Source organism: Streptomyces sp. NPDC020747 (assembly GCF_044334695.1).
Lineage (GTDB): Bacteria > Actinomycetota > Actinomycetes > Streptomycetales > Streptomycetaceae > Streptomyces.
In genome coordinates this window covers 193,157-216,682 of record NZ_JBIRTJ010000012.1, presented here as the reverse complement: position 1 = coordinate 216,682, position 23,526 = coordinate 193,157, and the positions used below count along the sequence as shown (strand labels likewise).

General features: G+C 71.2%; 24 protein-coding genes. 7 read left to right on the top strand and 17 right to left on the bottom strand.

From position 1 onward, the window contains the following. The 6 genes from ACH4YP_RS29820 to ACH4YP_RS29795 all read right to left on the bottom strand — a co-directional run bounded on the left by ACH4YP_RS29820 (nt 1) and on the right by ACH4YP_RS29795 (nt 6,291). Nucleotides 1-1,161, bottom strand: coding sequence for an acyl-CoA dehydrogenase family protein (locus tag ACH4YP_RS29820; protein ID WP_398493644.1), 1,161 nt, complete (start codon nt 1,159-1,161; stop codon nt 1-3). Next, nucleotides 1,158-2,219, bottom strand: coding sequence for an acyl-CoA dehydrogenase family protein (locus tag ACH4YP_RS29815; RefSeq protein WP_398493642.1), 1,062 nt, complete (start codon nt 2,217-2,219; stop codon nt 1,158-1,160). Before ACH4YP_RS29815 ends, ACH4YP_RS29820 begins: the two co-directional genes overlap by 4 nt. 2 nt (nt 2,220-2,221) lie before the next feature. Further along, entirely contained in the window at nt 2,222-3,031 is an 810-nt protein-coding gene (locus tag ACH4YP_RS29810; RefSeq protein WP_361061741.1) for an enoyl-CoA hydratase/isomerase family protein, read from the bottom strand. 182 nt (nt 3,032-3,213) lie between these two features. Continuing rightward, complete coding sequence (locus ACH4YP_RS29805) at nt 3,214-4,116, bottom strand: HpcH/HpaI aldolase/citrate lyase family protein (protein WP_398493640.1); 903 nt, start codon at nt 4,114-4,116, stop codon at nt 3,214-3,216. Next, nucleotides 4,116-5,312, bottom strand: coding sequence for a CaiB/BaiF CoA transferase family protein (locus ACH4YP_RS29800; RefSeq protein ID WP_398493639.1), 1,197 nt, complete (start codon nt 5,310-5,312; stop codon nt 4,116-4,118). Before ACH4YP_RS29800 ends, ACH4YP_RS29805 begins: the two co-directional genes overlap by 1 nt. Before the next feature lie 10 nt (nt 5,313-5,322). After that, nucleotides 5,323-6,291 carry a TIGR03621 family F420-dependent LLM class oxidoreductase gene (locus ACH4YP_RS29795; protein WP_361061749.1) on the bottom strand — a complete coding sequence of 323 codons (969 nt, stop codon included), beginning with the start codon at nt 6,289-6,291 and terminating at the stop codon, nt 5,323-5,325. 66 nt (nt 6,292-6,357) lie between these two features. Here ACH4YP_RS29795 and ACH4YP_RS29790 point away from each other — a divergent pair, with 66 nt between their 5' ends. From ACH4YP_RS29790 to ACH4YP_RS29770, 5 genes are all read left to right on the top strand, one after another. After that, a complete protein-coding gene (locus ACH4YP_RS29790; RefSeq protein ID WP_398493637.1) occupies nt 6,358-7,212 on the top strand; it encodes an enoyl-CoA hydratase/isomerase family protein in 855 nt (284 codons plus the stop codon). 93 nt (nt 7,213-7,305) lie between these two features. Further along, nucleotides 7,306-8,592 (top strand): SRPBCC family protein, encoded by a 1,287-nt coding sequence (locus ACH4YP_RS29785; protein WP_361061755.1) that lies wholly within the window; start codon nt 7,306-7,308, stop codon nt 8,590-8,592. Continuing rightward, nucleotides 8,592-8,933, top strand: a complete 342-nt coding sequence (locus tag ACH4YP_RS29780) for a hypothetical protein (protein ID WP_361061758.1) — start codon at nt 8,592-8,594, stop codon at nt 8,931-8,933. The genes ACH4YP_RS29785 and ACH4YP_RS29780 overlap by 1 nt, the downstream gene beginning before the upstream one ends. Before the next feature lie 35 nt (nt 8,934-8,968). After that, nucleotides 8,969-9,901: a PaaX family transcriptional regulator C-terminal domain-containing protein gene (locus ACH4YP_RS29775; protein WP_361061761.1), complete on the top strand. Its 933-nt coding sequence runs from the start codon at nt 8,969-8,971 to the stop codon at nt 9,899-9,901. Nucleotides 9,902-9,915: 14 nt separating this feature from the next. Next, nucleotides 9,916-10,674, top strand: a complete 759-nt coding sequence (locus tag ACH4YP_RS29770; protein WP_398493634.1) for an SDR family NAD(P)-dependent oxidoreductase — start codon at nt 9,916-9,918, stop codon at nt 10,672-10,674. On the opposite strand, the gene ACH4YP_RS29765 is transcribed toward ACH4YP_RS29770, so the two are convergent. The 11 genes from ACH4YP_RS29765 to ACH4YP_RS29715 form a co-directional block, all read right to left on the bottom strand. Beyond that, nucleotides 10,662-11,459: an enoyl-CoA hydratase/isomerase family protein gene (locus ACH4YP_RS29765; protein WP_361061767.1), complete on the bottom strand. Its 798-nt coding sequence runs from the start codon at nt 11,457-11,459 to the stop codon at nt 10,662-10,664. The genes ACH4YP_RS29770 and ACH4YP_RS29765 overlap by 13 nt on opposite strands. A 28-nt stretch (nt 11,460-11,487) precedes the next feature. Continuing rightward, complete coding sequence (locus ACH4YP_RS29760) at nt 11,488-12,696, bottom strand: CaiB/BaiF CoA transferase family protein (protein ID WP_398493632.1); 1,209 nt, start codon at nt 12,694-12,696, stop codon at nt 11,488-11,490. After that, nucleotides 12,693-14,168 (bottom strand): aldehyde dehydrogenase family protein, encoded by a 1,476-nt coding sequence (locus tag ACH4YP_RS29755; RefSeq protein ID WP_361061773.1) that lies wholly within the window; start codon nt 14,166-14,168, stop codon nt 12,693-12,695. Before ACH4YP_RS29755 ends, ACH4YP_RS29760 begins: the two co-directional genes overlap by 4 nt. A gap of 115 nt (nt 14,169-14,283) precedes the next feature. Further along, nucleotides 14,284-15,144, bottom strand: a complete 861-nt coding sequence (locus tag ACH4YP_RS29750) for an NAD(P)-dependent oxidoreductase (protein ID WP_398493630.1) — start codon at nt 15,142-15,144, stop codon at nt 14,284-14,286. 24 nt (nt 15,145-15,168) lie between these two features. After that, on the bottom strand, nt 15,169-15,744 hold the full coding sequence (locus ACH4YP_RS29745; protein WP_398493628.1) for a DoxX family protein: 576 nt from the start codon (nt 15,742-15,744) through the stop codon (nt 15,169-15,171). Next, entirely contained in the window at nt 15,741-16,727 is a 987-nt protein-coding gene (locus tag ACH4YP_RS29740) for an alpha/beta fold hydrolase (RefSeq protein WP_361061782.1), read from the bottom strand. Before ACH4YP_RS29740 ends, ACH4YP_RS29745 begins: the two co-directional genes overlap by 4 nt. After that, nucleotides 16,724-18,388 (bottom strand): thiolase C-terminal domain-containing protein, encoded by a 1,665-nt coding sequence (locus tag ACH4YP_RS29735; protein ID WP_398493626.1) that lies wholly within the window; start codon nt 18,386-18,388, stop codon nt 16,724-16,726. The genes ACH4YP_RS29740 and ACH4YP_RS29735 overlap by 4 nt, the downstream gene beginning before the upstream one ends. Nucleotides 18,389-18,455: 67 nt before the next feature. Further along, nucleotides 18,456-19,829 carry a cytochrome P450 gene (locus tag ACH4YP_RS29730; RefSeq protein WP_398493624.1) on the bottom strand — a complete coding sequence of 458 codons (1,374 nt, stop codon included), beginning with the start codon at nt 19,827-19,829 and terminating at the stop codon, nt 18,456-18,458. After that, nucleotides 19,826-20,071, bottom strand: coding sequence for a ferredoxin (locus ACH4YP_RS29725; protein ID WP_398493622.1), 246 nt, complete (start codon nt 20,069-20,071; stop codon nt 19,826-19,828). Before ACH4YP_RS29725 ends, ACH4YP_RS29730 begins: the two co-directional genes overlap by 4 nt. A 35-nt stretch (nt 20,072-20,106) precedes the next feature. Further along, nucleotides 20,107-20,967 (bottom strand): mycofactocin-coupled SDR family oxidoreductase, encoded by an 861-nt coding sequence (locus ACH4YP_RS29720; protein ID WP_398493620.1) that lies wholly within the window; start codon nt 20,965-20,967, stop codon nt 20,107-20,109. A gap of 93 nt (nt 20,968-21,060) precedes the next feature. Beyond that, the gene (locus tag ACH4YP_RS29715) at nt 21,061-22,047 is read right to left on the bottom strand and encodes an NAD(P)-dependent oxidoreductase (RefSeq protein WP_398493618.1); all 987 of its coding nucleotides are present in this window, start codon (nt 22,045-22,047) and stop codon (nt 21,061-21,063) included. 21 nt (nt 22,048-22,068) lie between these two features. On the opposite strand from ACH4YP_RS29715, the gene ACH4YP_RS29710 reads away from it, so the two are divergent. Together ACH4YP_RS29710 and ACH4YP_RS29705 are read left to right on the top strand one after the other, a co-directional pair. Continuing rightward, complete coding sequence (locus ACH4YP_RS29710) at nt 22,069-22,680, top strand: carboxymuconolactone decarboxylase family protein (RefSeq protein ID WP_398493616.1); 612 nt, start codon at nt 22,069-22,071, stop codon at nt 22,678-22,680. Nucleotides 22,681-22,693: 13 nt separating this feature from the next. Next, nucleotides 22,694-23,416, top strand: coding sequence for a TetR/AcrR family transcriptional regulator (locus ACH4YP_RS29705; protein ID WP_361061803.1), 723 nt, complete (start codon nt 22,694-22,696; stop codon nt 23,414-23,416). Nucleotides 23,417-23,526 lie beyond the last annotated feature (110 nt).

Sequence of the window (23,526 nt, the reverse complement as noted above, 5' to 3'; positions counted from 1 at the left end):
TCACGACGTTCGTGACGCCGACGGCAGCCGCAGCAGCCGCTTGGCGATGATGTTCCGCTGGATCTGGGAGGTGCCGCCGTAGACGGACGCCGCACGGGAGTAGAGGTACTCGCCGTACACCGCCCCGCCGTCCCGCGCGAGTTGGTCCGGCAGCACCCGCAGGGCGGTCTCGTAGAGCCGTTGCTCGGCCCGTGTCATCAGCAGCTTGTCGACGGAGGACTCGGGGCCCGCCGCGCGTCCGGCGAGTCGCTCGGCGGTGCGGCGGCGGGCGTGTGCGACGAGGACCTGGTAGTCGACGACGCACCGCCCCACGGCGGAGACGAGTCCGTCGTCCAACTCGCCCTGTCGGTCGCGTAGTTCGTGCTTCAGCCGTTCCAACAGCAGCCCGTACTTGGAGAGATGGCCGGTGTCGAGGGCGTTGCGCTCGTAGTTGACGGTGGTCATGGCGAGCCGCCAGCCGTCGCCTTCCGCGCCGATCCGCTCGTGTGCCGAGAGCGTCACGTCGTCGAGGAACAGCTCGCAGAACTCGTCGTCCCCGTTGGCTGCCCTGAGCGGTCGCACGGTCACCCCGGCCCGGTCGAGCGGCAGCGCGAACGCGGTGATCGACGCGTGGGCGGGGGCGTCGCGGTCGGTGCGGGCGAGCAGCAGGCAGTAGTCGGAGTACTGGGCGTAACTGGTCCACAGCTTCTGCCCGTTGACGGTGTAGCCCCGCCCGTCGTCGTCGCGTCGTGCGTACGTCGTCATGCCCGCCAGGTCCGAGCCGGCGCCGGGCTCGCTGAAGCCCTGGCACCACACGTTGTCACCGGCGAGCATGGGCGGCAGCAGCCGGGTCCGCTGCTCCTCGGACGCGAACTCCAGGAGGGCGTGGGCGAGATAGCCGATCCGGGGCACCCCGGGGGCCCGGCCGGCGCCCAGCTCGTCGCTGACCGCCACCTGATGGAGCGCGGTGAGACCCCGGCCGCCGTACTCCTCGGGTACGTCGAGCCCCACCCAGCCGCCGGAGTACAGCATGCGGTGCCAGCGGACAAGGAACTCGGCCGGCTCCTCGTCCGGGCGGCGCTCGGGAAGTGGGTGCTCGGCGAGCCAGGCCCGCAGCTCCTCGCGGAGCGTTTCGAGGCCGGCCGGATCACCGAAGTCCAACGGCATGTCGAACCCGCTCACGCTGCCTCCGTCCGGTCCGTCCGGTCCAGCCGGTCCGCCCGGTCCTTCGAGTCGGAATCCGGCAGCGCGAGCGCGGTCAGCAACCGCGCCGTGCCGGTGAGGACCGTGGCGCCGACGCGGACCCGGCGCAGATACAGATGCGCGATGTGCTCCCAGGTCTGCGCGATCCCGCCGAACACCTGCATTCCCGCGTACACCGCGTCCAGGGCGGACACGTCCACCTCGGCCTTGGCGACGCGGGCGGCGGTCAGCGCGGCGTCGGGACCGGCGTGGTCGAGACACCAGGCGGCGTAACGGGTGGCGCTGGTGCACGCCTCTACGGCAACGGTCGCGTCGGCCAGCAGATGCTGGACCGACTGATAGGAGCCGATGGGCCGCCCGTACTGGACGCGGTCGCGTGCGTAGGCGGCACTCTGCTCGACGAACGACCGGGCGGCGCCCACGAGTTCGCTGCTCACCATGACCAACGCCCAGGCCTGCCAGGCGCGCATGGCCTGAGGGTCGAGTCGGCCGACGATCTGCGTGCTGTCTGTGCCGTCCGTGCCCTCTGTGCTGTCCGTGTCGGCCGTGCGGACGGTACGCAGCAGGTCCGTGGTGGGTGCCGGAGCGCCGAGCCCGAGAGAGCGCACGGTCCCGTCGGCGCGGACGCACAGCGCCCTGTCGGCGCCCTCGGCGTCCCAGGCCACGAACGCTTCGTCGTTGCCGTCACCGCCGTCGGCGAACCGCAGATCGCGGCCGAGCGCGATGGTGGGCGTGCCCTCGTACGACACGGCCGCGCCGGCCGCCTCGACCAGGCGCAGCACCTCCGGGGCGAGCAGCGAGGGGCCGAGGAACGAGGCCGCCATCGGCTGCCGACCGTAGTCCTCGGCGAGCAGCGCGCACTCCTGTGCCGATGCCAACGGCCTTGCTCCGCGCCGCAGTTCGGCGAGTCCGAGACCGTCGAGCGCCTTCTGTGCCTCGGCCCGCCGCGCCGGCGCGGGCTCGGCCGACGTACACCGGTGGTCGGCGGCGAAGGCCTCCAGTGCCTCGCGGACCAGCCGGAACTCCTCCGCCTCCACGCTCACTCCTTCCGGTCGCCGCGCGAGCGCCTGTCGTTCCCGGTGCCTCTTTCGGCGAGCGCCGTGACGATCCGCAGATAGTCCGGGCTGGTCATGGTGGACTGCTCGGCCATGAGGGCCGCCTCCATGCCGCCGCGCGACATCTGCTCGACCACCACGGCGAGGGCCGCCTTCGTCGCACGCAGTGCCTGCGGAGGCTGGGCCGCGAGCCGGTGCGCCAACGCCATGGCCTGCTCGGTGAGTTCGGCGGCCGGTACGACCCGGTTGGCGAGCCCGAACTCCACCGCCTTCGCGGCCGGGATGCGGTCTCCGGTGAACAGGTACTCCTTGGCACGCAGGAGACTCGTCAGCAGCGGCCACAGCGTGACCCCGCCGTCCCCGGCGACCAGACCGACCGACACATGCGGGTCGGCCAGATACGCGTCGTCGGCCATCAGTACGAGATCGCAGCCGAGCGCGAGCGAACAACCGAGGCCCACGGCGGGCCCGTTGACCGCCGCGACCACCGGCAGCGGGAACCGGATCATCGCCGTCTGGATCGCCCGGTCGAGCCGGATGGAACGCTCGCGCAACGCGGCGTCGCTGTGGTGGCGCAGCAGGTGCTGGAAGTCCCCGCCGGCGCTGAACGCCCGGCCGGCGCCGGTGAGGACCACGGCCCGGGCGTCCTCGTCGGCCGCGAGCTCGTCCCAGACCTCGGCGAGCCGGCGGTGCAACTCGGCGGACACGCCGTTGAGTTGATCGGGCCGGTTGAGTGTGACGACACGGACATCCTTCTCGGCTGTCACGGTCAGGACGGGGCTCTCGCCGCCCATGAAACCTCCTCGGCAGGAATCCTGATCGGAAGGCGCACAGACGACCGCAGAGTGGCTGCGACCCGCGCGCCGCTCACGCTATGGGCCCCCCGAACAGGTGTCAATGGACTTACCGTTTTCCGTAAACGCCGTTCTCATTTCTTGGGCCGGCGTCGTGGCCGGTCACCCCCGGCCGGCCGGTGCTACCCCGCCCGGTCGAGCACATTCGTCGCCAGCTTGATGTGCGCCGCGTCCACGAGACGGCCGTCGTGTCCGATCGCGCCCGTGCCCTCGGCCTCGGCGCTGCGGTAGCGCGCGATGAGGTCCTTGGCGGCGGCGACCTCCTCCTTGGTCGGTGTGAACACCTCGTTGGCCAAGGGGACCTGACTGGGATGGATGGCCCACTTGCCGTCGAAGCCGAGCAGCGCGGCCTGTTCGGCGGACACCCGGTAGGCGTCCGGATCGCCGTACGCCGGGAACGGCGCGTCGACGGCGGCGATGCCGGCGGCCCGGGCCGCCGTGAGCACCTGGGTGCGGGCGAAGTGCCAGAAGTCTCCGGGATAGGGGCCGAGCGGATCGAAGTTGCCGTCGACACGGGCCCGGAGGGAGACCGAGAGGTCGCCCGCACCGAAGATCAGCGCCTCCACGCGGGGGCTGGCGCGGGCGATCTCCAGGGCGTTCGCGAGCCCTTCCGCCTCCTCGATGAGCACCTCCAGGGCGATCGGCCGCGGCAGGCGCAGTTTCTGCTCCAGCTGGGAGAGCAGCACGTCGACCCACCAGACGTCGCGCGCGGTCCGCACCTTCGGCACGATCAGCACGTCCAGCGCGTCCCGCGCGCCCGTGACGACCTCGATGATGTCGTCGTGGCACCAGGGGGTGTCCAGGCCGTTCACGCGGACCGCGCGCAGCGTGGTGCCCCAGTCCTGTCCCGTGAGGGCGGCGACGGCGATGGCGCGGGCGGATTCCTTGACCGCGGGAGCGCACGCGTCCTCCAGGTCGAGGAAGACCAGATCGGCTCCGGAGGACGGGGCCTTGGCGCACATGCGCTCGCTGCTCGCGGGCGTGGCCAGTTCGGAGCGGCGGGGCCGGTGTGCGTGCGTACCCATCAGATGGTCCCTTCGGCGCGCAGTTCGTCGAGCTTGTCGGGGGAGAGGCCGAGCAGTCCTCCGTAGACGGCGTCGTTGTCGGCGCCCAGCGCCCTTCCCAGGTGGCTGACCTGGCCCGGGGTCTCGCTCAGGCGGGCCACCGGTGCCTGGACGGTGACCTGCTCGAAGTCGGGGTCCGGGACCTGGAGGAACGTCCCCCGGGCCCGTAGGTGTTCGTCCGCGAGCAGCGCGGGGGCGTCGTACACCGCGGCGGCGGTCGCCTCGGCCGCCTCGAACGTGGTCAGCGCCTCGTCGAGGGTGTGGCGGCCGACCCACTCCGCCACCGCCTCGTCGACCTCGGCGGCCCGCTCCTGACGTCGTACGGGATCCATGTACGCGGGGTCCTCCGCCATGTCCGCGCGGCCGACGGCGCGGAAGACGCGCGCGGCGATGCTGGGTGAGGCGCTGGAGATCGCCAGCCACCGGCCGTCGGCGGTGCGGTAGGTGTTGCGCGGGGCGCTGGCCGGCAGCATGTTGCCCGACCTGCCCTTGACCACGCCGAGCTGGTCGTACGCCAGCGTTCCCGACTCCAGGAGCCGGGTGAGCGGTTCGACGAGGCTGACGTCGACCAGCTGTCCCTGCGCCCCGTGCACGTCACGGTGGTAGAGCGCCATCATCACGGCGTACGTCGCCGCGATGCCGGCCACCCCGTCGGCGAGCATGAACGGCGGCAGCGTGGGCGGCCCGTCCGCCTGGCCCGTCTGGTGCGCGAAGCCGCTCATCGCCTCGGCGAGCGTGCCGTAGCCGGGGCGGTCGCTCTTCGGGCCGCCGGCCCCGTAACCGGTGATGTGGGCCATCACGATGTGCGGGTGCGCCGAGTGGACGGACTCGTAGTCCAGGCCCCAACGGGCCAGCGCGCTGGGCCTGTTGCCCGCCACCAGGACGTCGCTCACCTCCAGGAGCCGGTGCAGGAGGTCCTGGCCCGCGGGGGTGCGCAGGTCGAGTGTCGTGCACCGTTTGTTGCGGGCGATGCTCTTCCACAGCAGGCCGATGCCGTCCCGGCGGTCGCCCCAGGTGCGCATCGGGTCGCCGGAACCCGGCTGTTCCACCTTGACGACCTCCGCGCCGAACTCGCCGAGTGTCGTCGCCACGGTGGGGCCCGCGGCGAGGGTGGCGATCTCTACCACGCGCAGACCGTGCAGAGGGCCGTGGGTCATGGTCGCCTCCTCAGTTCCCGGTGAGCCGAGCGACGACGGGCGCGAAACGCTCCGCCTCGTTCTGCTGCACGGTGATGTAGTTGGCCCCGAACCGCTCGCGTCGTTCCCGGAGGCGGTTGACCACCTCGTCCTCCGTGCCGATCAGCACGTTCGGGTGGTCGAGGAGGCCGTCGGGCGGAACGCCCAGGGTGCGCGCGACGCGTTCGGCGCTGGAGGTGGCGTCGTCGGTGATCCTGGCGAAGAACGGTGAACTCTCCACCTCCAGGACCGAGATACGGTTCCCCGCCGCGTCCCGCACCAGGCCGTAGCGGTGCTCGGCCTCCTCGGTGGGCGTGCGCCCCGCGGCGTTGCGGGCGTCGAAAGGTACGTTCGCGAGGCTGACGATGTCGGCCTCGCGTGCCGCCAGCGTCAGGACGCGGCGCCGGGAGCCGCCGATCATGATCGGCGGACGCGGGCGCTGCGCCGGCAGCGGCAGCCCCGAGTGGCCGACCGCGGTCACATGCTCGCCCCGCAGCTCCAGCGGCTCACCGCCCCACTGCGCCTTGACCAGCGCGACGACCTCGCACAACTTGTCCACGCGCCGCCCCGCGGGCGCGAACTCCAGGCCCATGGCACGGTATTCGGGCTCGCTCCAGCCGGCGCCGATGCCGAATTCGAGGCGGCCGTCGGAGAGCAGGTCGATCGTCGCGGCCTCCTTCGCGAGGACGTTGGGCACGTGGTAGTCGACGCAGAACACCCGGCAGCCGACCCGGAGCGTCTCCGTGACCGCCGCGGCCGTGGCCAGCGCGGCCACGGGCGCCAGATGCTGCGCCGGCCAACGGGCCTCGCGCTGCGCCGGACCCGGGCCCAGATAGTGGTCGGCCAGAAAGAGCGTGCTGTAGCCGAGATCCTGCACGGATCGCGCGGTGTCACGCCATTCCTTCGCGGATGTTGCCTTCGTCGCCTGGACGGCGAACCTAAATGGCTGCAGACTTGTCACGCAACTCAAGATAACTGTCATGCAGTTAGGGCGCCATGCCCTGGCGGTGACGAACGGGAGGACGCCGTGGTCAAGCGCGCACGCTTCGCCGAGTACCAGGACCGGTACCGCAACTACCGCTTCGAGCTGAGCGAGGAGGGGATCCTGCTGATGCAGTGCCACACCGAGGGCGAGAGCCTGGTGTGGGACTGGAAGGCACACGACGACATGGCCGACGCCTTCGCCGACGTGGCGGGGGACCGTGAGATCAAGGTGCTCATCCACACCGGCACGGGCGCCAACTACAACGCGGACTGGGGCCGGCTGCCGAACGGCGAACTGCCCGAGACGCCGATGTACGACGCCATGCCGGGCGTCCGCGGACTGCTCAAACTCGACGAGAAGGCCTGGTACAACCGCAACCTGATGTGGAACGTCCTCGATGTCGACGTCCCGATGATCAGCGTGGTCAACGGCCCGTGCAACATCCACTCCGAGGTCCCGCTGATGGGCGACATCGTGCTGGCCTCCGAGGACGCGTACTTCCAGGACGTGTCGCACTTTCCGCGCGGTCAGGTCCCGGGCGACGGGCAGCACGTCATCTGGCCCTTCCTGGTCGGTCGTCAACGAGCCAGCTATCTGCTGCTGACCGGCAAGCAGCTCGGCGCGCAGGAGGCCAAGGAGTGGGGCGCCGTCTCCGAGGTGCTCGCCAAGGACGCGGTCCTGGACCGCGCCTGGGAGCTGGCGCGCGAGCTCGCCAAGCGCCCGTACCTGGTTCTGCGCTACACCCGGCAGCTCTTCACGCAGAACCTCAAGCGTGCCTTCCTCGACGAACTCGGCCACGGGCTGGGCCGCGAGACGTACGCCCAGCAGGAGTTCTTCCCGTTCGGTGGCGGCATGGCCCCCCTCGACCGGGCCTACGACGACGAGCCGTGGACCTGAGCGGTTCATAAATAGGTGACAGTTTTATGGCGCATCCGCGTAAAACTGAATACTGTTGGTCCACGGTGACGATCGAACGAGAGGACATGGCCCATGACGGAACTTCAGGAACGACTGGCCACCGGCAAAGGCAAGTTCACGCCGGACTACCCGGAGCTCGGCACCGGTCCCGTCTCGTACGAGGACTGCGTATCGCCCGAGTTCTTCGAGGCGGAGCGCGCGGCGGTCTTCGAGCGGTCCTGGCTCTACGTCGGCCGCTCCGAGCAGGTGGAGAAGCGCGGCGCGTACTTCACCCGGGAACTTCCCGGCAGCCTCGCGTCGATCGTGGTCACTCGCGGCACGGACGACCAGGTGCACGCGTTCCACAACGTCTGCGCGCACCGCGGCAACAAGGTCGTCTGGCAGGAGCACCCGCAGGAGGAGAGCTCGGGCCTGTGCCGCCAGTTCCACTGCAAGTACCACGGCTGGCGCTACGGACTCGACGGACAGGTCACGCACGTCACGAACGAGCAGGAGTTCTTCGACCTGGACAAGAAGCGGCTGAAGATGCCGACCGTGCACTGCGAGGAGTTCGCCGGGTTCATCTTCGTGAACCTCGCCGAGGACCCGGTGCCGCTGCGCAGCTACCTCGGTGAGCGCCTCCTCGAACTGGAGCAGTACCCGTTCGAGAAGATGACGCAGCGCTACGGCTTCCGCGCCCACATCAAGGGGAACTGGAAGCTCGCCGTGGACTCGGTGTGCGAGTGGTACCACCCGCCGTACGTGCACGCCCGGTTCATCGACAAGGACGTCGCCAAGGCCGAGAAGATGGTGCCGCCCATCGACTCCTACCACTACGACCTGTTCACCCCGCACATGCTCACCTCCGTGCCGGGACCGCCGCCGCTGCCGGCCCGTGAGCCCGGCGCGCTCGGCCCCGCGTCCAACGACCAGAAGTGGGTCTACCGCCTCTTCCGCGCCGGCCTGTTCGGCCCCGACGACGTGCCCGACCTCGGCCCGCTGCCCGAGTTCCTCAACAAGGGACGGATCAAGTCCTGGGGCAACGACCAGTTCTGGCTCTTCCCCAACCTCTCCGTGCAGATCTGGGCCCGCGGCTTCTACATCACGTACACGTACTGGCCCGAGAGCGTCGACTCGCACATCTACGACATCGACCTGTACTTCGTGCCGCCGAAGAACGCCCAGGACCGCCTGGCGCAGGAACTCATCGTCGACAGCACCATCGAGTTCGCCATGCAGGACGTGAACACCATCGAGGCCACCCACTCCGGCCTCAAGAGCCGCGCCAACAAGGAGTTCCACCTCAGCGACCAGGAACTTCTCATCCGGCACTTCCACAAGACCGTCCGCGACACCGTCGCCGCCCACGAGGAGGCCTGATGACCACCGCCGAACGGCTCCTGCCCGCAGGATTCACCGAGCTCGAACCGTACGTCGACGACTGGGCGAAGCCCACCCGCCAGGAGCGCTACGACATGCGCCTGGCGAAGAACATGACGGAACTCGGCGCGTTCTACGACGTGATCGCGCCGCGTGCCGAGGAGGCCATCGCGCACCTCGACACGCTGGACCTGGACGCCCTGCCCGAGCCCGAACTGCGGCTGCTGCGCCTGCTGTTCTCGATGATCCTCGTCTCGTACGCGGTCAACGTGTTCGAGCAGCCCAGCATCCCCGACGCGGGCGCGGCGTTCTTCGACACCCTCGTCGAACCGGCCGTGTGAGCAGGGCCCGCAGCGGGGCGGCTACGCTCACGCGGATGAACGCGCAGACACTGGCCGATGTCGACCTGCCGCGGGCCCAGGTCGGAGCGAACCCCCAGCATCTGGTACTCGGCCTGTTCACCGACCACTGGTCCGCGACCGGTGAACCCCTGCCGTCCGCCGCCCTGGTGGCGCTCCTGAGCGACTTCGGCATCACCCCGGTCAGCGCACGGGCGGCCATCGGCCGACTTGCGCGCCGGGGGGTCCTGGAGGCGGACAAGCGCGGACGACGCACGTACTACCGGATGACCCCGGGCACCGCCCGCGTCCTGGAACAGACCCAGCGGCGCATGATGGAGTTCGGTGCTCCGGACCGGCCCTGGGACGGCCTGTGGACCACCGTGGTCTTCTCCGTCCCCGACGAACAGCGCGACCTGCGCCACGTCATCCGCCAGCGGCTGCGGTTCCTCGGCTACGCCGCCGTGTTCGACGGCGTATGGATGTCGCCGCGCGCCGACCACGAACAGACCGCCGAACTCCTGGAGAGCGTGGGGGTGCGCAGCTCCACCGTGCTGCGCTCCACCCTCACCCACTCCCAGGGCGACGGCGACCCGCTGACCTCCTGGGACCTGGACGCCATCGGAGCCTCGTACACCGGGTTCATCTCGCGGTACGGCGACCTCGCGAGCCGGACGGCCGCCGGGCAGGTGGGCTCCGCCGAAGCCCTGACCGCGCGGATCGAGGTCAAGGAGGAGTGGCTGCGGATGGTCAGCACCGACCCGGAACTCCCCGCCCACCTGCTGCCCGGCGACTGGCCGGGCCATCGGGCGCGCGCCGTGTTCGTCCAGATCTACGACACGTTGGGGCCGCTCGCCGAGGTCCGCGTCCGCCAGATCATCGCCGAGCAGGACCCGGACCTCGCCGGCCAGGCCAACCACCGCACCACGGTCCACGCCACGTCTCCGCGGGGAGCGGGTGCCACCGACTGACCTCAAGGAGTCCCATGACCAGTGCAGCCGGCAGTCTCGCCGGGAAGGTCGCCGTCGTCACCGGCGCCGGATCGGGCATCGGCAGGGCCACCGCCCTGCTGTTCGCCGAGGAGGGCGCCAAGGTCGTCTGCGCCGACCGCAGCGGCGAGCAGCACGCCGTCGCCAAGGAGATCGGGGACGGCGCCGCCGTGGCCGTGGACGTCGACGTGGCGGTCGCCGCCGACGTCCGGCGCATGATCGGCGCGGCCGAGGAACACTTCGGCCGGCTGGACGTGCTGTTCAACAACGCCGGCTTCGGCGGCCCCCGCAAACCCCTCGCGGAACAGGACGAGGCCACCTTCGACGACGTCATCGCGGTCAACCTCAAAGGCGTCTTCCTGGGCATGAAGTACGGAATCACCTCCATGCTTCGCACCGGCGGCGGCTCGATCGTGAACACCGCCTCGTCCGCCGCGCTCACCGGCTGGAAGAAGCACTCCGTGTACGCGGCGGCCAAGGGCGGCGTCGTCCAGCTGACCAAGTGCGCCGCCCTCGACTACGCGACCCAGGGCATCCGGGTCAACGCCGTCTGCCCCGGCATGACCTGGACCGGGCTCGCCGGCGCCGACGCGGACAACCCCCTGCCGCCGCCCGACGCGGTGCTCAAGGTCCAGCCCATGCACCGCTGGGGCCTGCCGACCGAACTGGCCGCCGCCGTGCTCTTCCTCGCGGGCGACGCCTCGTCGTTCGTGACGGGGGTGGCGCTGCCGGTCGACGGCGGCTACGTCATCTGACCCGGGCCTTCCCGACCTTCCCGAGGTACCCAGTTCGGCTCCCGCTTCTCCATGAACGCCCGCATGCCCTCGCGCGGTTCGGGCGACTCCTCCAGCGCCCAGAACATCGTCTGGTGGTCGACGACCCCGTACCGCGCGTTGAGCATGCGTTTGACGTGCATCCGGGCCGTCGGCGCGGTCCGCAGGATCTCGCGGGCCGCCTGAAGGGCCGCCGCGCGCAGCGTGTCGTGCGGCACCACGCGGGCGATCAGGCCGAGGCGCAGGGCCTCGGCCGCGTCGAAGCGGCGCGCAGACAGGAGCAGGTCACGGGCGACCGCCACACCCACATGGGCGGGCAGCGCGGCGGCGAACGTGGCGTCCGGGATGCCCCGCAGCAGCTCCGGCACCCGGAACGTCGCCCGGTCACTGGCGACCGCGATGTCGGCCATCATCGCGATCAGCAGCCCGCCGGCCTGGCAGATGCCGTTCACGGCGGCGATCACCGGGGCCCGGCTCTCCCGGATGGCGGTGAACGGCAGGAACTCGTGACCGATGTCCGGGGGTACGCCGTCACCCTCCCGGTCACGTCCGCCCAGGTCCCCGCCCGGAGCGAACACGTCCCCCGTGCCCGTGACGATCAGCGCGGCCAGCTCCGGATCGGCGTTGACCACGCGCACCGCCCGCCTGATGCCGAAGTACATCGCCGGAGTCAGCGCGTTGCGCGCCTTGGGCCGGTCGATGCGGCACCAGGCGATGACGCCGTCCCGTTCGAAGCGCAGTCCGGCCGTGCCCAGCTCGTCCCCCACGCCCGCTCCTCCGTTCTCGCGTGATTGTTCAGGTGACCGCGCCCGCCTCCTTCAGGGCGAGGATGCGCTCCCAGTCCATGCCGAGTTCGAGCAGGATCTGTTCGGTGTGGGCGGCGAACTCCGGCGCGGGTTCGAGATCGACCGGTTCGGTGTCGAACTGCACGGGGCTCGCGGCCAGTTCGAGTTCCCCGGCCTGGGTGACGTACTTGTTGGCGCGGACCTGTACGTCCTCGCCGACCTGGACGGAGTCCTGCACAGGGGCCCAGGGCCCGGACAGGGTGACGAAGCGTTCGGCCCACTCCGCGAGCGGCCGGGCGGCGATGGCCTCGCGCAGCAGCTCCACCCCCACCTCCACATGCTCGGCGATGAGTTCGGCGGTCGCGAAGCGCGGGTCGTCGGCGAGGTCCGGCCGGTCGACGTGCCGGCACACGTCCGCCCAGTACTTCTGCGGCTGCAGCATCACCAGGCACACATGCCGGTCGTCGGCCGTGCGGTAGATACCGCTGAGCGGGTTGGACATCGCGTTGGGGCCGCCCGGCGCCGCCATCACCCACGGCTTCTTCTGCGCGCGGGCCAGGGCGATGCCGTGCCCCATGGCCCACACACCGCTGCCGAGCAGGGACACGTCCACGACGGAGCCCTCGCCCGTACGCTCCCGGTGCAGCAGCGCCGCCGCGACGCCGCCCGCGAGGTTCGTCCCGGAGATGGTGTCCCCGTACGCGGGTACCGGCGGCGAGAGGATGCCCTCCATGCCTTCCGGGGTGATGCTGGCCGCCGTCGACGAACGCGCCCAGAAAGCGGTCATGTCGTAGCCGCCCTTGCCGGCCTCCGGGCCGCTGGGGCCGAACGCGCTGCCACGGGCGTACACGATGTCCGCCCTGATCGCGCGGATGTCCTCGGGCTCGATGCCGAAGCGGATGCGCGCCGAAGGCAGGAAACTGGTCAGGAACACATCGGCGCCCGCGACCAGTTCACGCAGCACCGCCATCCCCTCCGGCTTGGAGATGTCCAGGCCCAGGCTGCGCTTCCCACGGTTGGCGTGCTCGATGTTGGGGTTCGGGTCGCCCTCCTCGACGACGAAGGCGCCCGTGCGCCGCAGACCGCGCTGCGGGTCTCCGTGCACGGCGTGCTCGATCTTGACGACGTCCGCGCCCCAGTCGGCGAGCACGGCACCGGCCGAGGGCACGAAACCGTACATCGCGACCTCGATGACCTTGATTCCCTCAAGAGGCTTCACTTCGCCACCGCCCCGAACGTCTTGGTCTCCAGGAATTCCGCGAGCCCTTCGAGCCCGTACTCGCGGCCGACCCCCGACTGCTTGTAGCCGCCGAAGGGGCTGTCCGGCGCGAAGTAGTTGCCGCCGTTGATGCTGAACGTGCCGCTGCGGATGCGCCGCGCCACGTTCACCGCGCGCTCCTCCGACGCCGAGAACACGGCACCGGACAGGCCGTACACGGAGTTGTTGGCGATGCGCACGGCGTCGGCGGCGTCGCCGTCGCCGTTGTCCTCGGCGTCGTACGGGATGACCGACAGGACCGGGCCGAAGACCTCCTCCTGCGCGATCTCGCTGTCCGGGTCGACCCCGGCCAGGAGCGTGGGCCGGTAGAAGAAGCCGGGGTCCGTCCGCTCGCCGCCGCACACCAGCTTCGCCCCGTCGGCCACGGCACGCCGCACCATGGCGTCCACCTTGTCGCGCTGGCGCTCACTGATGAGCGGCCCCATGTACGTGCCCGGGTCGGCGGGGTCACCGACCGGGATGTGGGACATGGCCCGCGCGACCGCCTCGACGACCTCGTCGTGCCGCTCGCGTGGCACCAGGAGGCGGGTGCAGATCGCGCAGCCCTGCCCGGCGTGGCTGCAGGCCATGTACGCCGCCATCATCGACGCGGCCTGGAAGTCGGCGTCGTCGAGCAGCACCATGGCGGACTTGCCGCCGAGTTCGAGGAAGACGCGTTTCACCGTGCCGGACGCGGCGGCCATGATGCGGCGTCCCGTGGCGGTCGAGCCGGTGAACGTGACCACGTCGACGTCCGGATGGGTGGTCAGCACCTCGCCGGCCGCCGCGCCCGAGGAGGACAGGATGTTGACGACGCCGGCCGGGATGTCGGTGTGCTCGGCGATCAGTTCACCGAGCGCCAGGGTGATCAGCGGGGTGTCCGGCGAGCCCTTGAGGACGACGGTGCAGCCTGCGGCGAGGGCAGGGGTGATCTTCCCCAGGGCGATCTGGTTCGGGTAGTTGTACGGGATGATGGCCGCGACCACCCCGGCCGCCTCCTTCTCGACCCAGCGGCGGTGCCGTGCGCCACGGGCCTCGACGACCCCGAGGTCGCGGCTGAACTCGTAGGCCGGCAGCAGGTCGGCGTACCAGCGGACGACGCCGATCGGCTCCTCCAGCTGGGCGCCCGCGGTGAGTTGGCGCGGGGCGCCGACCTCCGCGATGGTCAGGGCCCGCAGTTCCTCCGTGTGCGCGACGAGTGTGCGGTGCAGCTGGTCGAGACAGTGCGCGCGGAAGTCCCGGTCGGTGGCCCAACTGGTGGTGTCGAAGGCCCGGCGGGCGGCGGCGACGGCGGTCTCGGCCTCGGCGGGGCCCGCGTCGGGGGCATGGCCGACGACGGCACCCGTGGCCGGGTCGATGGAGGCGAACGTGGTCGTGGCGGTGGTGAGCCGGCCGTCTATCAGTAGCCGCCGGTCGGGGGCTGTGTCGGTCATCTGCTGTGCGCCTCCTGCGAAACTGAACTGCCGCGAAACTGAGCTGCCGCGAAAGTGAACGGTCATGTAGCCAAGGGGAGTTCGGGCCCTACGGGCAGTGCCGCCGTGGGTACGGTCACTCCTTTGCGGCGTTGACTGCGTCGAGTCCGTCGAGCGGAGTGCCCATCCGGTCCAGGGCGGTACGGGCCTGTGCGAGCACCGCCTCGGCGGGGGTGCCGTCGACGAGGGCGCCCATCAGCCGGACGTCCTTGCCGAGCAGCCCGCCCGCCATGGAGCCCAGGCGTGCCGGATCACAGCCCGATGCGGCGAGTCGGCCGAGCGCGAAGCTGGCGGCGCTGCCGTGGCCCGCGACCTCGGCGAAGCGCTCCGGCTCGACACCCAGCTGCTGCCCCAGTGCCAGGGCGCTGGCGGCGATCCCGAAGTTGGCGGTGAACAGGGTGTTGTTGAGGAGCTTGGTGACCTGTCCCGCGCCGAGCGGCCCCAGGTGCACGACCGGGTCGCCGTACGTCTCGAAGACCGGGCGGCAGCGCTCCACCGCCTCGCTCTCGCCGCCCACCATGACGAGCAGCTTTCCCGCGGCCGCCGCCGGACCGCCGCCGCTGACCGGGGCGTCCACGACCTGCGCGCCCCGCTCGGCGGCGAGCGCGCCCAGCCGGCGGCAGGTGTCGGGGTGGACGGTGCTGTGCACGGCGAGCACGGCGCCGGGGCGCAGACCCGCCATGACGCCGGACGGACCGAGGACCACCTCCTCGACATCGGCGTCCGCCACCACGCACACGCCCACCACGTCACAGACGGACGCCAACTCGGCCGGTGTGGCGGCGAGTTCGGCCTTCGTGCCCGCGAACGCCGCCAGGGACGCGGGGCTGCGCGCCCACAGGGTCAGGGGGAGCCCGGCGTCCAGGACGCGCTGGGCCATGGGAGCACCCTGACTGCCCAGGCCGATGAATCCGGCGTGTGTCCCGGCGTGTGTCACAAGACCTCCAACGGAAGGGTTTTCTCAGGCCTGTTCGGAGGTCTGAGGCTCAGGTTTCCCAGGCATCGCGGGTATCTCGGGTGTCTCGGGACTCGTGGGCTGCTTGGGCTTCTCGGGCCGCCAGAAGGTGGCGAGCAGGCCGCCCGTCGCCGCGACGCCGACCCCGAGAGCGACGGCGCCGCCGGCCCAGCCGGTCACCTCGATGCCGAACGCCTCGTCGAGGGACCAGGGGCCGGGCCCGATCACGGCGAGGGCCAGACAGCTCACGCCCAGGACGAGGACGTACTCGTAGCCGTCCTTGAAGACGAAGAAGCCGTTGGCGCGATGGGCGAGCAGGCCTGCCACGAGCATCACGGAGATCACCGCCGCGCAGGCCAGTGGCGTCAGGAAACCGGCGGCGAGCAGCACCCCGGCGCCGATCTCCGTGATCACGCTCATCCACGCCTGCAGCCGCCCGTTGCGCAGCCCCAGGCTCTCGAACCAGCCCGCGGTGCCCGCGATGCGCCCACCACCGCGCCAGTGGTTCAGGCCGTGCACGGCCATCGTCGCGCCGATCACCAGGCGCAGCAGGAGCACGGCGAACGCCTCGGCGTCACTCATGCGACCTCTCCTTCCGTCGTGTCGGCCCTGTCAGCCTTGTCGATCCTGTCGGCCTCGTCCGCCCCGTCGCGTTCGCGCCGGACCGCGCACTCCTCGGCGAACGCGAGGACCCGCAGGTGATAGCTGCGGGCGGCGAAGCCCAGGCTCAGGTTGTGGCCGCAGCCGGCCTGTTCATTGGACCGGACGAGGGGCGACGCGGTGAAGAGCCCGGTGATCTCGGCCAGTGCCGCGGGCCCCGACTCCCAGACCCCCTCGTGGTCGCCGAGGCTGAACTGCACCGGAATCCGTACCTCGGCGGCGAGCGGGGCGAAGTCGCGCTCCACCCACCTGCGCGCGGTTCCCTCGTAGGCGGGGGTGCCCGAGGCGATGTACGGGGTGTTCCACACGTCCCGCGCGTACAGTTCGGCCGGCCCCCACAGCGCCGCTCGGATGCCGGCGGGACGTCGGCCGTTGCGCCGATGGGCCGCATCACCCTCGTCCAGCGCGCGCATGGTGTCGGGCTGGTGCCGCAGGCCGGTGCCCGCGATCTCCAGGCCGAGCAGTCGGCGCCCTCGGGGGTCGGCCGCCATGCGCGTCGCGAGCTCGCAGCCCGCGGAGTGCGCGGCCAGGAACACGGCGGGGCGGCCCGGAAGCTGGTCCAGGAAGCGATCGAGCGCCGCGTACGCGGTGTCGACGCGGCGCTGTGGATCGCGGTAGTGCTCGGCATGGGGTGCGGAGATCCCGTAGCCGGGCCGGTCCATGGCGACGACCGCGTAGCCGAGCGCGGCTCCGGCGCGCAACAGGGACAGTTCGGGCCGGCCGGGGCAGTCGAAGTACAGCGAGGTGGTGCCGCCGCCGTGCAGTGCGAGGATCACCGCGCGGGGCGACGGCGCCGAGCAGACGCGGGCGGACAGCGGGAGGCCGTCCACCCGGACGGTCGCGGTGTGCACGCTCGGCGTGGCACCGCCGTCGAGGGCCGCCTCCAGGCGGCCGGGCACCGTCATACGTCCGCTCGCAGCAGCATGACACCGCTCGGTGTGAGGCCGCCCGTGGCGACCACCGCGGTGCGGGCGCCGCCGATCTGCCGGGCGCCGCCCTCGCCGCGCAACTGGGTGATCGCCTCGCGGAGCAGGCCCATGCCGTGGGTACGACCGTGTGAGAGCTGCCCGCCGTGCGGGTTGACGGGCAGCACCCCGTCGCGGGCGATGTTCTTGCCGCCGTCCAGGAAGTCCTTGGCCTCGCCGATGCCGCAGAAGCCCAACGCCTCTATCCAGGAAAGGCAGTTCATGGTGAAGCCGTCGTACAGCAGCGCCACGTCGACATCGGCGGGGCGCAGCTCGGTGCGGGTCCACAGGTGGGCGGCCTGCCCGAGCACCTGTGGCTCGTGCGTGGAGGTCGACTGGTCCCATTCGAGGCGCTCGACCAGCTGGGTGCCCACCGCCTCCACGAGCACGGCCGGCTTCGGCAGCTCGCGCGCGGCGTCCACGGCCGAGACCACCACCGCGATCGACGCGTCGCAGGGCACGTCGCAGTCGTAGAGGCCGAAGGGGCTGGTGATGGGGCGGGCCGACAGATAGTCGTCCATGGTGAGCGGCTCGCGGTAGATCGCCTCGGGGTTGAGGGCGGCGCCCGCACGCTGGTTGAGGGCTATCCAGCCCAGCGTCTCGCGGGTGGTGCCGTACGCGTGGAAGTGGCGCTGCGCGTTCTGCGCGAGGGCGTGGGCGGCGGAGACCGCGCCGAACGGGGCGGTCCACTGGGCGCCGTCCGTCACCCGGTCGGGCGAGGTGGCGGGCCGTCTGCCCGCGCGCAGCTGCTGGGTGTGGGTGGTCTCCCACACGGTGCGGAAGCACAGGACGTGCCGGGCCAGACCGCCCGCGACGGCGAGCATCGCGGCGATCACCGAGCCGGTGGGGCCGAAGGTCTCCATCCCGCCGTTGTGCCAGGTCGGGCGGATGCCGAGGGCGTTCTCCAGGGCGTTGACCCCGCCCTCGCCGAACCCGGCGGTGACGCCGGCGCCCGGGTAGGTGGCCAGGCCGTCGATGTCGTCGAGGGGCAGCCCGGCGTCCGCGACGGCCTTCTCGCACGCCTCGACGGCGAGCGCGAGCGGCGGCACGCCCAGGCGGCGGCCGATGCGGGAGGCTCCGGTGCCGGTGAGCGCGGCCTTGTGCTCGAAGCGTTCGGTGCCGAGCGGGGGACGCACGAGAGCTCGGATCCGTTCGGGGGCCGGGTCGTCCGGTGGCAGCGCGCCGGGCTCGTCCGGCTGCTCGGCGGCGGGCCGGAACAGCGGCAGCCAGACGTCCTCGACCTGCTCGAAGGCGACCTCCAGGCGCATGCCGAGCCGCAGTTCGGACGGTTCGCAGCCGACGATGCCGGTGGTGAGCCGCACCCGCGGGTCCTCGTCGATGGTCACCCGGGCCACCACGTACGGCGGTTCGAGGCCGGGCGAGGAGAAGCGTTCGTTGACGGTGAAGGAGACCAGGGTGGCCGTGCCCGCGACCTCGGTGACGGTCAGTGCGTGGCCGCGGCAGTACCGGCAGACCGGCTGGGGTGGATGGATCAGCGCCGAGCAGCCCTCGCACCGCTGGAAGCGGAGGCGGCCGTCCGCGCCGGACGTCCAGAAGAACTCGGTCTCGTCCGTCAGCAGGGGCAGGGGGCGCCGGGCCACAGGATCTCCTTGGGAAGCGCTACGGGCACCTCCCCCGTCCGGTGCGGGCGGGGGAGGGCCGTGGGGGTCAGCGGATGTCGGCCCGCTCGCCGCGCGTGGTCACCGGGGCGGCGAGGCCCTGCTCGTCGCAGGCTTTCTGCAGCTTGTCCAGGGTCTCGTCGAGGCCCGGGCCGAGCCGTGGGCCCGGCGTGAAGGTGGCGGGCAGATGGCGCATGCCGTTGATGACGCCGACGGAGTCGTAGTACACGGTCCCCTCCGCGTCGCACGCGTAGTCCGGCATCCGGTCCATGACGTGGGCGATCATGCGCTTGAACACCACCCGCGCCACGTTGGAGCCGATGCAGCGGTGGATGCCGAGGCCGAACGCCTGGTGGCGGTTGCCCTTGCGTTCCAGGTCGACGTTGTTCGGGTCGGGGAAGACCGCCGGGTCGCGGTTGGCCATCGCCCACGACAGCCAGAGCCGGTCGCCCTCCCGGAACTCCTGTCCGGCCATCTCGCAGTCGACGGAGACGGTACGGCCGTTGCCCACGGCCGGGGTGAAGTAGCGCAGGAACTCCTCCGTGGCGGGGTCGAGGAGCGTGTCGCGTTCCCGGCTGAGCCGCGCGCGCTCCTCGGGGTGCTGCGACAGCCACTCGATCGAACGGCCGGTCAGTGCCGTGGTCGTGTCGAAGCCGCCCCCGATGAGCAGGGCGAGGACCCCGATGAGGTCCATGTCGGACGGCTCGGTGTCGCCGATCTTGGCGTTGACGACGGCGTCCACGAGCCCGGCCCGGGGCTCGGTGCGGATCGTCTGCATCTGCCGCCCGAGGTCCTGCATCATCGCGAGGTGCAGGTCACGTACCCGCGCCATGTCGGGGGAGTCGGGCGGGGTGTAGACCCCGGCGTGCGAGGGCTCGTTGTAGATCTGCCAGTTCTTCAGCGGGATCCCCATCATGGCCAGGGTGAACACCGCGGGCACCGGGTTGGCGAGATCCTCCACGAAGTCGATACGGCCCGACTCGATCCGCTCGTCGAGACAGGCGCGGATCAGTTCGTCCAGGAACGGGATCCAGCGCTGCACCGCGGCCGGTGAGAGATACGGGTTGAGGGCCTGGCGGTAGTAGCGCTGCTCCGGCGGGTCCATCTCCAGGAACCCGCCGCGAAAGCCCCGGTTGCGGTTCGGAGCGGGGATGCTGATGCCGACGTAGCCGTTGCGTTCGCCGGTCACGTCGTGGTCGTTGGAGAGCTTGTCGGCGGACCGGGCGAGGTCGAAGACGGTCTGGTGCCCGGCGGCCACGAAGTGCCCGCCGTGCGTGTCGGACCAGGCCAGCGGGCAGCCGCCCTGCATCTCCTCGGTGATCTCGACGAACCGCTCGCGGTAGTCGGGGGCGTGCCGGTCGAACTCGTACCGACGGTTCTTGCGTGCCTGTTCGGCGGCGTCGGGCGCGTCGTGTGCGTTCACGATGTTGCTCCGTTGCTCCCTGTGTGGGTGGGCCCGTCGGCGGTGCTGGTTTCGGTGAGGGATATGGCCCGTTCCGGGCAGGAGCGCACCGCCTCGGCGGCTGCCGCCTCCTCGCCCGCCGGGACGTCCTCGCCTACCGGCGACGAATGCCCGTCGATCTCACTGAGCTGGAAAACCTTCGGCGCGATCATGGCGCAGAGGGTGTGCCCCTGACAGCGGTCCTCGTCGACGCTGACCTTCATGAACAGCCCTTTCGTTCCGTTCTTCTGACGTCCCGTCAGCGGCGCCAGTCGTACCACTTCAGATAGCCGCCCGCGTCCACGCGCAGCTGCACGCCGGTGATGTACCGGGCCTCGTCGGAGGCGAGGAACAGCACCGCGTTGCTGATGTCGATGGGCTCCACGAACGGGATGGGCATCGCCTGCTGCGTGGCGAACGAGGGCTCGGCGTCCTGCCGGGTCGGGTGCTCCAGGTCGGGGCGGAACGACTTGTACATCGGCTCGCTCTGGAGCATCTGGGTGTTGCAGTTCGTGGGGTGCACGACATTGGCGCGCTGCTTCAACGGGGCGAGGTTGCGGGCCAGTTCGTGTACGTACTCCGCGAGGGCCCGCTTGGCGTACGCGTAGCCGGCGCCGCCCGGGTTGGAGCCGGGGTTGTCCACGATGCCGTGTTCCATGAGGGCGGCCGTCGAGGCGGTGGCGATCACGGACGCGCCCTCGCGCAGCTGCGGCAGGGCAGCCTGGATGGCGTTGATGCTGCCGATCAGGTCGACATCGACGGCGTCGGCCCACGCCTGCAACGGTGGAGAGCCGTGCAGGGGCGCGATCCCGGCCTGCGCGACGACGATGTCGATCCCGCCGAACGCGGCCACCGTGCGATCCACGGCGTCCCGCATCGCGTCGATGCTGCGTACATCGGCCTGGATCGGAAGGACCCTGCGGCCCAGCTTCTCCACGAGCCGCGCCGTCTCCTTCAGGTCCTCCGGCGTCGCCATCGGATAGTCGACCGTCTCGTAGTCGCGACACAGGTCGATCGCGACGATGTCGGCGCCCTCCTCCGCGAGCCGCACCGCGTGACTGCGCCCCTGGCCGCGTGCCGCGCCGGTGATGAACGCGACCTTTCCTTCGACTCGCCCCATGCCGCTTCCCCTTGTCGTCTTTCCGTGCCGTCGGCGGTGTGCCGAACGCGAATCTTGTTGCTGTGCGCCGCCGCGGAACCGGGTGTGCTCCGGTCACGTGGCGGTGGGGGGCCCGGCACGGTCCAGCGCGGCGAGCGCCGGCTCAAGAGAGCCGAGCCGTACGCCGAGCCGGTCCGCGACCTGCCGGACGACCGCCACGTCCTTGTCCAGGAACTCCCGTACGTCGGTGATGAATCGGCCCGCCGAACCGCGCGAAGCCGCCCCCGCCAGGGCCCGGCTCGCCGCGCTGCCGTGACCGAGCGCCGACAGGAGCGCGCCCTCCTCGACGCCGAGGTCGCGGCCCAGCCGCGTCGCCTCCGAGACCAGCCCCAACTGGGCCGCGAACAGCGCGTTGTTCACGAGCTTCACGCTCTGTCCCGCGCCCACCGGTCCCACCGCGAGCACCGGGTCCGCGTAGGTCGCGAGCACCGGCCGCAGCCGGTCGACGGTGGCCTCGTCGCCGCCCGCGAAGACGGTCAGCCGGCCCGCCGCGATGTCGTGCGGCCCGCCGCTCACCGGCGCGTCGAGCACCGCGATGCCGCGCGCCCCGGCCCGCTCGGCGATCTCCTGGACGGTGCGTGGGCCGACGGTGGTGTGGACGATCAGCGCGGTGCCCTCCGCCAGCGCGTCGAGCAGCCCGCCGTCGAGGCAGACCGTGCGTACCTGCTGGTCGTCGAACACGCAAACCAGGGCCGCGTCGGCCTCGCGCACCGCGTCCTCGGCGCGGTCGGCCGTGCTGACGCCCTCACCGGCCAGCGCGGTGCGCCGCTCCGGCGTGCGGCCCAGGGCACACACCTCGTGGCCGGCCGCCACCAGGCGGCGCACCATGGGCAGCCCCATACGTCCCGCACCGATGAACCCCAGCCGCTTCACGGGTGAGCCGCGCGCCACAAGAATTCCCCTTTCATTTCGCGAGAACTGTAATCTCGCCCATGGGTTCACGGAAGGTGTCGTCAGCGACTTTCTCCGGGGCGTCCGTGGTCCCGTGCGCTCCGCTGGGCCTGTTGCCCGGAAGTTGAGAGAATCGTATTCTCCAATCATGCAAACAGGAGATGCACGGTCATGACCACCACGCCCGAGGCCGGGCCGACCGAGCCCCGCATCGCGCCCCTGCCGGTGGGGCAGTGGCCGCCGCAGATGCGCGAGGCCCTGGCCGCTCTCGTCCCTCCGGCGCCCCGGCATCCGGTGCCCGGCAAGGGAGCCGACCGCCCCAAGGGCCTCAACGCGCTCGGTGTCCTGGCCCGCTACCCGGAACTGACCCGCGCCTTCAACGTCTTCAACGGCCATCTGCTCTTCGCCACCAGCCTGAAGATCCGCCAGCGCGAGCTCCTCGTCCTGCGGATCAGCGCGCTGCGCGAGTCCCCGTACCAGTGGAAGCAGCACGTGTGGATCGCACGGCACGAGGCCGGTATGACGGACGAGGAGATCGCGCGGGTCGCCGAGGGGCCCGACGCCCCCGGCTGGAGCGACGAGGAGCGCGCGCTGCTGCGGGCCGTGGACGAGCTGATCACGGACGCACGGATCGCCGACGGCACCTGGCGGGAGCTGGCCGAGGTGCTGGACGAGCGGCAGTTGATGGACCTGGTGTTCAGCGTCGGCGCGTACGACACGATCGCCATGGCCTTCAGGACCTTCGGGGTGGTACTCGACGACGACCTCGGCGGGGTCGGCTGACAGGGGGACTCGCATGGCGAGTTGGCGGGAACAGGCCGTCGCCCGTTCGGTCGACCCGGTGCGGGCGCGGGCCGAGAAGCGGGTGCAGAGGTTTCTCGATGCCGCGCTCGAACTGATCGTCGGCGAATCGGGCAAGGACTTCACGGTCCAGGAGGTCGTGAAGAAGTCGGGGCAATCGCTGCGCAGCTTCTACCAGAACTTCGGCGGCAAGCACGAGCTGCTGCTCGCTCTCCTTGAGGAGTCGGTCCACGGCACCGCACGCCGGCTGCGCGGGACCGTCGAGCGGGAGCCGGACGCGCTGAGCCGGCTGCGGTGCTTCACCGTCGAGTACCACCGGCTGTGCCGGCCGCCGACCGAGGCGCGCTCCCCGAGGTCCGTCGAGATCCTCGGCATGGCCGACTTCGCGCAGCAGCTGCTGACCGACGACCCCCAGGAGGCGTCCCGGGCCTTCGCCCCGATGCTCGCGCTGCTTGAGGAGATCCTCGACGAGGCGGCCGCCGAGGGTTCGGTGCGTGCCGGGCTCGACCGGCGCGCGGCGGCCGGGGCGATGCTGCAGGCCATCATGTTCAACTCGTTCGCCCTCGCCATCAGCGGTGCTTTCGTGCGACCCGACGCCGAAGGGAGCGAGCAGGCCGAGGCGTTGTGGGATCTGCTCGCCCATGGGGTGATGGACGAGCGTCGGACCTCGGTGACGGGCAGGCCGGGGGCATCGCGTACGGAAACGCCATTCTCGTAATCGGAGATTATTGATATCGTGCTGTGGTCCGGCGCTTCGAGTACGAGAGGGGCACCACGTGAAGGGCTTGGAGGCTCTGCACATTCAGCGATACAGCGACGAACGGAGAT

Excerpts from the sequence above, each read along its gene's own strand:
- ACH4YP_RS29755 (WP_361061773.1), bottom strand. The coding sequence starts at position 14,168 with ATGACCGACACAGCCCCCGACCGGCGGCTACTGATAGACGGCCGGCTC.
- ACH4YP_RS29725 (WP_398493622.1), bottom strand. The coding sequence starts at position 20,071 with ATGAAGGTCAGCGTCGACGAGGACCGCTGTCAGGGGCACACCCTCTGC.
- ACH4YP_RS29715 (WP_398493618.1), bottom strand. The coding sequence starts at position 22,047 with ATGATTGGAGAATACGATTCTCTCAACTTCCGGGCAACAGGCCCAGCG.
- ACH4YP_RS29740 (WP_361061782.1), bottom strand. The coding sequence starts at position 16,727 with ATGACGGTGCCCGGCCGCCTGGAGGCGGCCCTCGACGGCGGTGCCACG.
- ACH4YP_RS29810 (WP_361061741.1), bottom strand. The coding sequence starts at position 3,031 with ATGGGCGGCGAGAGCCCCGTCCTGACCGTGACAGCCGAGAAGGATGTC.
- ACH4YP_RS29705 (WP_361061803.1), top strand. The coding sequence starts at position 22,694 with ATGGCGAGTTGGCGGGAACAGGCCGTCGCCCGTTCGGTCGACCCGGTG.
- ACH4YP_RS29720 (WP_398493620.1), bottom strand. The coding sequence starts at position 20,967 with ATGGGGCGAGTCGAAGGAAAGGTCGCGTTCATCACCGGCGCGGCACGC.
- ACH4YP_RS29710 (WP_398493616.1), top strand. The coding sequence starts at position 22,069 with ATGACCACCACGCCCGAGGCCGGGCCGACCGAGCCCCGCATCGCGCCC.
- ACH4YP_RS29745 (WP_398493628.1), bottom strand. The coding sequence starts at position 15,744 with ATGAGTGACGCCGAGGCGTTCGCCGTGCTCCTGCTGCGCCTGGTGATC.
- ACH4YP_RS29805 (WP_398493640.1), bottom strand. The coding sequence starts at position 4,116 with ATGGGTACGCACGCACACCGGCCCCGCCGCTCCGAACTGGCCACGCCC.
- ACH4YP_RS29800 (WP_398493639.1), bottom strand. The coding sequence starts at position 5,312 with ATGACCCACGGCCCTCTGCACGGTCTGCGCGTGGTAGAGATCGCCACC.
- ACH4YP_RS29780 (WP_361061758.1), top strand. The coding sequence starts at position 8,592 with ATGACCACCGCCGAACGGCTCCTGCCCGCAGGATTCACCGAGCTCGAA.
- ACH4YP_RS29785 (WP_361061755.1), top strand. The coding sequence starts at position 7,306 with ATGACGGAACTTCAGGAACGACTGGCCACCGGCAAAGGCAAGTTCACG.
- ACH4YP_RS29775 (WP_361061761.1), top strand. The coding sequence starts at position 8,969 with ATGAACGCGCAGACACTGGCCGATGTCGACCTGCCGCGGGCCCAGGTC.
- ACH4YP_RS29770 (WP_398493634.1), top strand. The coding sequence starts at position 9,916 with ATGACCAGTGCAGCCGGCAGTCTCGCCGGGAAGGTCGCCGTCGTCACC.